The organism is Acidovorax sp. (genome assembly GCF_046291265.1).
Lineage (GTDB): Bacteria > Pseudomonadota > Gammaproteobacteria > Burkholderiales > Burkholderiaceae_C > Acidovorax.
The window spans coordinates 1-9,115 of sequence record NZ_JBKBTV010000105.1 but is presented as its reverse complement, the minus strand read 5'-3'; the positions used below and the strand labels follow the sequence as shown (position 1 = coordinate 9,115).

7 protein-coding genes and 1 pseudogene are annotated in these 9,115 nt (G+C 60.6%); 7 read left to right on the top strand and 1 reads right to left on the bottom strand.

Going from position 1 to position 9,115, the window contains the following annotated elements; all coding sequences use genetic code 11:
- Window positions 1-182: pseudogene (locus ACK41V_RS22635) on the top strand (hypothetical protein); the annotation flags it as partial.
- A 247-nt stretch (window positions 183-429) separates the two neighbouring features.
- Here ACK41V_RS22635 and ACK41V_RS22630 read toward each other — a convergent pair.
- Window positions 430-1,362 carry a LysR family transcriptional regulator gene (locus ACK41V_RS22630; protein WP_409785785.1) on the bottom strand — a complete coding sequence of 311 codons (933 nt, stop codon included), beginning with the start codon at window positions 1,360-1,362 and terminating at the stop codon, window positions 430-432.
- A gap of 117 nt (window positions 1,363-1,479) precedes the next feature.
- Here ACK41V_RS22630 and ACK41V_RS22625 point away from each other — a divergent pair, with 117 nt between their 5' ends.
- The 6 genes from ACK41V_RS22625 (at window position 1,480) to ACK41V_RS22600 (ending at window position 8,895) form a co-directional block, all read left to right on the top strand.
- Window positions 1,480-1,878: a tautomerase family protein gene (locus tag ACK41V_RS22625; protein ID WP_409785783.1), complete on the top strand. Its 399-nt coding sequence runs from the start codon at window positions 1,480-1,482 to the stop codon at window positions 1,876-1,878.
- Between the two features lie 41 nt (window positions 1,879-1,919).
- Window positions 1,920-2,411: a cupin domain-containing protein gene (locus ACK41V_RS22620; protein ID WP_409785782.1), complete on the top strand. Its 492-nt coding sequence runs from the start codon at window positions 1,920-1,922 to the stop codon at window positions 2,409-2,411.
- Window positions 2,412-2,900: 489 nt separating this feature from the next.
- Window positions 2,901-4,946, top strand: a complete 2,046-nt coding sequence (locus ACK41V_RS22615) for a P-loop ATPase, Sll1717 family (protein ID WP_409785780.1) — start codon at window positions 2,901-2,903, stop codon at window positions 4,944-4,946.
- A 190-nt stretch (window positions 4,947-5,136) separates the two neighbouring features.
- Window positions 5,137-6,384: an ROK family transcriptional regulator gene (locus ACK41V_RS22610; RefSeq protein WP_409785778.1), complete on the top strand. Its 1,248-nt coding sequence runs from the start codon at window positions 5,137-5,139 to the stop codon at window positions 6,382-6,384.
- Window positions 6,381-7,868, top strand: a complete 1,488-nt coding sequence (locus ACK41V_RS22605) for a sugar ABC transporter ATP-binding protein (protein WP_409785776.1) — start codon at window positions 6,381-6,383, stop codon at window positions 7,866-7,868. The genes ACK41V_RS22610 and ACK41V_RS22605 overlap by 4 nt, the downstream gene beginning before the upstream one ends.
- Complete coding sequence (locus ACK41V_RS22600; RefSeq protein WP_409785774.1) at window positions 7,849-8,895, top strand: ABC transporter permease; 1,047 nt, start codon at window positions 7,849-7,851, stop codon at window positions 8,893-8,895. Before ACK41V_RS22605 ends, ACK41V_RS22600 begins: the two co-directional genes overlap by 20 nt.
- Window positions 8,896-9,115: the final 220 nt, after the last annotated feature.

Here is a 9,115-nt window from a genome sequence, read left to right as displayed (position 1 = left end):
TGGCGCCGGAGATGGCCGACCGGGGGCGGGCCAAGGTGGCGGCGGAGCTGGCGGTGCTGACGCCGCAGGAGGACGAGGCGATTCTTCGGGAGGCCGGGTTCAGCGACGTGCGGATGTTTTACATGGGGTTTGCGTTCAGGGGCTGGGTGGCAACGGCGTCCAACGAAGGCGGCGCCCAATGACTCCAAACCGTTCACGCTGAGCCTGTCGAAGCGCCGCGCAAGGCTTCGACAGGCTCAGCCCGAACGGTTGTTTCAATCCAGTGATGCCGATGCGAACAGTGATCGGTAGTCAGTAATCAGTGATCGCTGGAAGCGGGCAGTGCTTGGAACCGCACAAGCACCGCGCCCGGCTGATCTCCAAACCGGCTTGCTGCAGCACCAGGTCAGCAACCCCCGTACCAGCCAGCCGATGTGGCACAAGAGCCCCTCAACGCACAGGCGCCAGCTCCCACCGGTCCTTCGACGCCGTCACCAGAAAATCAATCACCGCCTTTACTCTGGCCGCATTGCGCCGGCCCGGTGATGACACCGCGTACAGCGTGTGCACCGTGCGGGACGCAAAGGGCGCCAGCACCTCCACCAACCGGCCTTGCGCCACATCGGCCGCCGCGAGCGGGCTGGACAGCATGCCGATCCCCGCGCCGCCCACCAGTGCGTGGTGCACCAGGGCTGAACTGCTGGCGGCCAGGCGCGAGCGCACGGTCACCTCCAGCGGCTTGCCTTGCGGGTTGCGAAAGGCCCAGGTCACCGCCGGCCCCTGCGCGGTGTGCGTGACGGTGTGGTGCTGCTGCAGATCGCTGGGGTCGGAGGGGGTGCCGTGCTGTTCCAAATATCCAGGGGCCGCGTACAGGCGCCGCTCAAACCGGCCCAACTCGCGCGCCACCACCAGGTCGCTGTGGCCCACGGTGGTGCGCAGCGCCACGTCGATGCCCTCCGTCACCAGGTCGGCCACGCGGTCATCGGCCAGCAGTTCCACCCGCAGCGCGGGGTAGCGCGCCTGCAGGTCCGCCAGGTGGGGCAACACCAGCGCTTCGCAGATCTCCTGGCTGGAGGCCAGGCGCAAGGTGCCCGCCACGCGGTTGCGCTGGTCGGACAGCGATGCGGAGATGTCCTCCAGCTGCGCCAGCAAGGCACGCGCTTCCTGCGCCAGTTCTGCGCCCTCGGGCGTGGCCGACAGGCCGTGTGTGGACCGGCGCAGCAAGCGCACGCCGTAGCCGGCCTCCAGCCGGTCCACACCGCGCGCGACGACCGACACCGCCACATCCATTTCGCGCGCCGCCGCAGAAAACGAGCGCAGATCGAGCGACCGCACCAGCCACCGCAGGTCGGCCGGATCGGGGAGGAAGAAAGCGTTTTTCATCGAGCGCGCCTTTGCGTGCGGAGCAAAAGCCATTATCTCCACCGGCGGTTTCCGTGGCGGGGCGCAATTTCTACAGTGAAGGCTCCTTCGACCCAACGCATTCAACAGGAGCCCTCCATGCCCATCCTCAACGTCAAAGTGTCTGCCCAACGCACGCCCGAGCTGTCTGCCCGCATTGCAGAAACCCTGCTGGATCTGACCACCCGCGTGCTCGGCAAGCGGCGCGACCTCACCGCCGTGGTGATCACCTTTGTGGACCCGGCCGACTGGTACGTCGCCGGCCGGTCGCTGGCCGACCTGAAACAGTCGAGCTTCTACTTCGACGTCAAGGTGGTGGACGAGACCAACACCAAGGCCGAGAAGGCGCGCTACATCGCCGAGGCGTTCGCAGCCTTTGAAGGCCTGCTGGGCGCGCTGCACCCCGAAAGCTACGTCTACGTGCAGGACGTTCGCGCTGCCGCCTACGGCTTTGGCGGCCGCACGCAGGAGTACCGCCACCAGCATCCCGGCCAATAAGCAATCAATCAATAAATCAATCACTACCCAGGAGCACCGACATGACGATGACGACAACGAACAACCACCTTGCCGATGTGATCGTGGCCCAGACGTTGGAGCGCGCAGGCTTGCCGGACTGGATTCCGGAAGGCGAAGGCAAGTGGTCCCTGCCCATCCAGTTCTTGCCCGACGATGCCGGTTGGGTGGAGCTGATGCGCCTGTCGCCCGGCACGCGGCTGGGCCTGCACCGCCACACGGGCGAAGTGCACGCCCTGACGCTGGCGGGCGAGCGCCGCCTGAACGATGGCCGCGTGGTGCGGCCGGGCGACTACATCCCCGAGCCCGCGGGAAATGTGGATTGGTGGGAGGCGACGGGGACCGAAGAGCTGCTGGTGCATGTGGTGGTCAAGGGCAGTGTCGAATACCTGGGGCCACACCATGCAGTGCTGCAGCGAATCACCACGGCCGACCGGCGGGCGGATTACCGTCGGTGGTGCGAAGCGGTGGGCGTGCCGCCGCGTGATCTTTGCTATCGGCGTGCGGGAACTTAGCCGGGCGAGGCACTCCATGCAGTGCAGGCAAGCACATGCCTCGCGGAAATATGAGTGAAAACAGGCTCTGGCGCTTATTGGTAAAGCGCTAATAGCTATCAAATGCAGAGCAAACCTTCCAGCCCCTCCGTCGCGTGCGGGTCGCGCTAACCGGCATTTCAGGTGGCGTCTAGCATGGCGCCGGAGCATACGGCCAGGGGGTGGGACAAGATTGCTGCGGAGTTGGCTGTGCTGACGCTGGAGGAAGTTGAGGCGATTCTTTGGCCGGCGGGCTCCAGCGATCACGGAGGCTTTGTATGAAGCTCGTGTTTCGGGGTCGGGTCGCTCGGGTGAACACATGACCGCGTATACCTTTCAAAAAAAGCGGCGGGGCGGCGTTTTCTGAGCGCAAATCTCCATTGCTCAACGCTGGTTGATTGATCTATGCTCTTTGGTTAAAGCTGCACAAAGCACTGCGTTCAAGAAAATCACGACGTTGGGGGGATTTAGATGGCAACGAATTTTATTCTGCCGAAAAAGGCATTAGAGCGTATTCAAATTGGTCAAGCTTTTGCAGAGTACGATTTGATTCGAAATGAGCCAGAGCTTTTCGTCTCAACGCCAGCAGCTCTGGCCGCTCTTGATCAGGCATCGCAAAAGTGCTTTTTTGTGGGACGCCGGGGCGCTGGGAAAACGGCAATTACCTATGAACTTCTTCGACGCACGACGGACTCTGTTTCTATAGTTCCGCAAATCTTTGACCTTTTGGAGTTGCCTCTGGCGCATGAGGAGTTCCGCGATACGAGACAGCGACCGTTCAAATCTCTTACGCATACATTCGAACGAGCTTTACTGGACGAGTGTGTCAGGCATCTGTTGGCTACAGGCCGTGTGAAAGACCGAGCACTTCCTCCAACTATAACGAAAGAACGAAATCTGATCGAAGATTGCGATTTTGATCAACGCGTTTTAAGCTTGACGCAAGAAATATTTGATGCATATTCAAAATCGCAGGACAAACTATGGCTGAGGCAGATTAATCGTAGTAAAGAATTGTCTTCAGAGTTGAATTCACTTGGAGATAAAAGTGGACTGCGAGTTACGTTGCTAATTGATCGATTGGATGAGTCCTGGGACGGATCTGAGTCGGCAATTATTTGCCTAATGGCCCTGATGCATGCGACGGTCAGGCTTTGCGCATCCACGCCGGCGGTTCGTCCTTACATATTTATTCGGGAAAATATCTATGATCGAATTCGCTCCCTAGACAACGAATTTGCCCGGCTTGAGACAGCCGTTGTGTTTCTTGATTGGTCAGAACAGAAGCTTGTAGAGCTTGTAGAGAGGCGTCTCGTGAGGCCGTTTTCTACGAAACCAAAACTAGGCGGTGAAGCATGGAGTTCCTTCTTTGAAGAGTCCGCGGAGAAAAGTAGTAGAGAGGCTGTAATGTCGTTGTGCCAGCATCGGCCGCGCGATGTCCTAATGCTCACCAGCTATGCAATCGAAGCAGCCATAAATTCTGGCCATCCAACCATGATGTTGGAAGATGTTGAAGCCGCTTCCCGGCGATACAGCACTAGTCGGCTCAAGGACCTTGGAGATGAGTTCGCTGAAAATTACCCAAATATAAGCGTGTTGCTGGAATTATTCTATGGACTGGGGAATGAATATTCCCTTATAGGTATTGAGGACTTTATAGCTAAATTGCTCGTTAATGAAAAAATAAAGAAACATTGTGCTTCTTGGTTTTTTGATTATACGACCGCATCAAGACTTGTTGAATTGCTCTACGGAATCGGGTTCTTAGGTCTTCGCCGATCAGGACGAACGTTTTTTAAGGAGCCGGGCAAAGATTCGAATGCTAAGTTGCCAATAGATCAGACAACTCATTTTGTCGTGCATCCGACATATAGGCCTGCGCTGAATCTGAGGAACATTCTGATCCAAGCAGTTTCGGAGGACACCTCGCTAAAGCATGAAGGGATTCTTGAGGATTTGCCTGATAATTATCGATTTGATCAATATAAAGATGAGCTTAAGAGAGTTCTTGAAGATCTTAAAACGCTTCCTTTGGGATCTCCAGGCGCTCAAGCATTTGAAGAGGTTGTTGGAAAAGCAATAAAGCTCTGCTTCTTTCGTTCACTCACAAATGTTCAGCCAAAATGCCGCACGTCAGATGGTTCTCAGATTCGAGACTGGATTGCATCTAATAGAGCTAGCGGAGGATTCTGGGATGTTGTTAGGTCTAAATATGGCGCTACGCAAGTTGTTTTTGAATGTAAAAATTATGTAGATCTGGCTGCAGATGATTTTCACCAAGTTCAGTATTATTTTAGTGAAAATTTTGGCCGATTCGGAATTATATTTTTTCGTGGAAATGAGATAAAAGACTCTTACTTAAGGCATATTTCAAACGTTGTCAATAAAAATCAGTCTGGGTTAATTTTGCTCTTGACGCAAAGAGACTTGGAGGTATTCCTGCGCCAAGCAATTAATGGTGTTTTCAAAGAAAGCCACATTCAGGATAAATTTGACTCCCTGATCCGTTCTATATGAACGTCGTTGCCGAAATAACCACTCACAGCTTGATTTCGCACGGGTAAGCAAAGGAAGAAGCTTTCTCCTCCTATGTTTGGTTTAAATTAGGTCAAAGTTAAGTCTTGCCCGGCCAAAGTAGACCGCATAGCATCCCTGTCAAGCACCCACCCCCATGAGGTGCTGCACAAAACATGACAGGAGACAAGCCTTGCCATCCACCCGCTGGAGTCACTGCGGCACCGAAGACCTGGACGTCTTGCAGACCATCTTCTGGTCCGCCGGCGCGTCGCGCAATGCGCTGGCGCAGCGCCTGGCCTATTCCAAGAGCAAGGCCAACGCCATGGTCGCGGCGCTGCTGGATGAGGGCCTGCTCGACGAAGTAGGCCTGCAGGAGTCCTCTGGCGGCCGGCGGGCCGAAACCCTGCGTTTGAGCGAAACCCTGGGCGTGGTGATTGGCGCCGACCTGGGCGCCACCAGCATGCAAGTCGCGGTGATGCGGCCAGACATGACGGTGCTGGCGCGGCACCGCGAGCCCATTGATGTGCGCCAGGGGCCGGGCGTGATCCTGGCGCGGGTGCGAGGGCTGATGCGGGAGCTACTGGCACGCTGTGGGGTGCAGGCTTCGCAGGTGATTGCCATCGGTATGGGGCTACCGGGGCCGGTGGATTTTGAAAGCGGGCAACTCGTCAACCCGCCGCTGATGCCCGACTGGGACGGCTTTTCCATCCGCGACTACCTGCGCGAGGCATTCGCCGCGCCGGTGTTTGTGGACAACGACGTGAACCTGATGGCGCTGGGCGAGCTGTGGCGGCTGCAGCGCAACCTGCCCAACTTCCTCGTGATCAAGGTGGGCACGGGCATCGGCTGCGGCATCGTGTGCCACGGGCAGGTGTACCGGGGCGCCAATGGGTCGGCCGGTGACGTGGGCCACATCTGCGTAGACCAGGCCGGGCCGCGCTGCCACTGCGGCAACCAGGGCTGTGTAGAGGCGATGGCCGCTGCACCCGCCATGGCGCGCATGGCGATGGAGGCCGTGGAGCGCGGCGAGAGCGCGATGCTGGCCGAGCGCCTGTTGGCCACCGGCACGCTGACCACCGAGGACGTGGCCCAGGCCAGCCGGGCGGGCGATGTGGCGGCCAACGCGATCATCCAGCGCGCTGGCAGCCTGGTTGGGCAGATGCTGGCGTCCATCGTCAACTTTTTCAACCCGTCGCATGTGTTCATCGCCGGGCGGGTGACGGACATGGGGCCGCTGTTCCTCGCGTCGGTGCGGCAGAGCGTTTACCACCGGTCGCTGGCGCTGTCCACGCGGCACCTGGAGATTCAATACGCGCCGCTGGCCGACGATGCGGGCGTGGTGGGTGCGGGCGTGCTGGCGATGCAGGAAAGTTTGGTGCGGTCTTCTTCACGCCCGACCGCAGCGGTTGGCGTTGCAACGGCAGGAGCGATGCGATGAGTGTTGCTGTCGAGTTCCGCAATGTGACCAAGGAGTTCGGCCCCGTGCGCGTGCTGCACGGGGTGGGCTTTGCGCTGCAGCCGGGCCGGGTGTACGGCCTGCTGGGCGAGAACGGCGCGGGCAAGTCCACGCTAATGAAGATTCTGGCGGGGTACGAGAGCCCCACCACCGGCGAGGTGGTGGTGGACGGCGCGGTGCGCGCCCCCGGTGGTGGATCGCGCGCGGCCGAGGCGCAGGGCATTGTGTTGATCCACCAGGAGTTCAACCTGGCGGACGATTTGACGATTGCGCAGAACGTGTTCCTGGGCCACGAGATCAAGCGCGGCCCTTTTCTGGACGACAAGGCGATGCGCGAGAAGACGCGCGCTGCCTTGGCGCAAGTCGGCCTGCAGCTGGACCCGGACACACGCGTGCGCAAACTCATCGTGGCCGAAAAGCAGCTGGTGGAGATTGCCCGAGCATTGGCCCGCAATGCGCGCCTCTTGATCATGGACGAGCCCACGGCCACGCTGACCCCGGGCGAGACGGAGCGCCTGTTTGCGCTGATGGCCGAACTGAAGGCGTCGGGCGTGACCATCATCTACATATCGCACAAGCTCGACGAAGTGGAGCGCACCACCGACGAGGTGGTGGTGATGCGCGACGGCCTGCTGGTGGCGCGCGAGCCCACGGCCAGCGTGACGCGGCGGCAGATGGCCAACCTGATGGTGGGCCGCGAGCTGGCGGATTTGTTCCCACCCAAGCTGCCTGCACCGGCGGGCGAGCCCATCATCAAGGTGCGCGGTTTGACGGTGCCCGGCTGGGCAGAGGACGTGAGCTTTGAAGTGCGGCGCGGCGAGATTCTGGGCTTTGCCGGGCTGGTGGGCGCGGGGCGCACCGAGCTGTTTGAAGGCCTGCTGGGCCTGCGCTCGCGCTCTGCAGGCACGGTGGAGATTGCTGGCAAACCCGTGCAGCTGAAAAGCCCGCGCGATGCGGCGCGCCATGGCCTGACCTACCTGAGCGAAGACCGCAAGGGCAAGGGTCTGCACGTGCACTTCAGCCTGCGGCCCAACCTCACGCTGATGGCGCTGGAGCGCTACGCCAAGCCCTGGCTGAACCCCACAGCCGAGCAGGCCGCGCTGCGCGATGCGGTGCAGGAGTTCGGCATCCGCACCGGGTCGCTGGATGTGCGGGCGTCATCCCTGTCGGGCGGCAATCAGCAAAAGCTGGCGCTGGCCAAGGTGCTGCACCCCGGCCCCAGCGTGGTGGTGCTGGACGAGCCCACGCGCGGTGTGGACGTGGGCGCCAAGCGCGAGATTTATCACCTGGTTCAGCGCCTGGCCGAGCAGGGCCTGGCAGTGGTGGTGATTTCGTCCGAACTGATGGAGCTGATCGGCCTGTGCCACCGCGTGGCGGTAATGCGCGCCGGGCGGCTGCAGACCACGCTCCAAGAGCCAAATTTGACCGAAGAGGAGTTGATCGCACATGCCACAGGTACCCGCTGAAAACGCAACTACCGCAGCGGCTGCCGCAGCAACCGCCGTACCCGGTGCAGGCCGCCACGGCGGCGCCATGGCCTGGTGGGGCAAGCTGCACGGGCTGGGCCCGGTCATCGGGCTGGTGCTGCTGTGCATTGCCGGCACGCTGCTCAATAGCAACTTCGCCACCTACGACAACGTGATGAACGTGCTCACGCGCACGGCCTTCATCGGCATCATTGCGGTGGGCATGTGCTTTGTGATCATCTCGGGCGGCATCGACCTGTCGGTGGGGTCGATGGCGGCGCTGATCGCGGGCTCGGTCATCTTGTTCATGAACGCGATGGCGCCCTTGCTGGGCTCACCCATGGCGGCTGTGGTGGTGGGCATGTTGCTGGCCGTGGTGCTGGGCGCGGTGTTCGGGCTGGTGCATGGTTTGCTAATCACCAAGGGGCGCATCGAGCCCTTCATCGTGACGCTGGGCACGCTGGGCATCTTCCGCGCGTACCTCACGTATTTTTCGAACGGCGGGGCCATCACGCTGGAGAACGATCTGTCGGACATCTACAGCCCGGTGTACTACGCCAACCTGCTGGGCGTGCCCATCCCCGTGTGGATCTTCCTGCTGGTGGCTGTCATCGGCGGCGTGATCCTGAACCGCACGGCGTATGGCCGCTATGTGCAGGCCATCGGCTCCAACGAGCAGGTGGCGCAGTACGCGGCGGTAGATGTGCACAAGATCAAGATACTGACGTACATGCTGCTCGGCGTGTGCGTGGGCATTGCCACGCTGCTGTATGTGCCGCGTCTGGGGTCGGCATCGCCCACCACGGGGCTGCTGTGGGAGCTGGAGGCGATCGCGGCCGTCATCGTGGGCGGCACGGTTTTGAAGGGCGGGGCGGGCACGATCACCGGTACGGTGGTGGGTGCGATCTTGCTGTCCGTCATCAGCAACATCCTCAACCTGACCAGCATCATCAGCGTGTATCTGAACGCGGCGGTGCAGGGCTTCGTGATCATCGCGGTGGCCTTTATGCAGCGGGGGAAGCGGTGATGCCTGTGTCGCAACTCCATCCTTTTCATTCACCCCACAGGGCAGTCCCAACCCCCAGACCGTTCGGGCTGAGCTTGTCGAAGCCTGGGCACACACGCCCTGTGGTGGCAGCCCTTCGACAAGCTCAGGGCGAACGGGGGCGGGGACGGGCCGCGCACGACGTTGATCTGCGACTCGTCCCCAATCCGTTCGGGCTGAGCCTGTCGAAGCCTGTGCACTC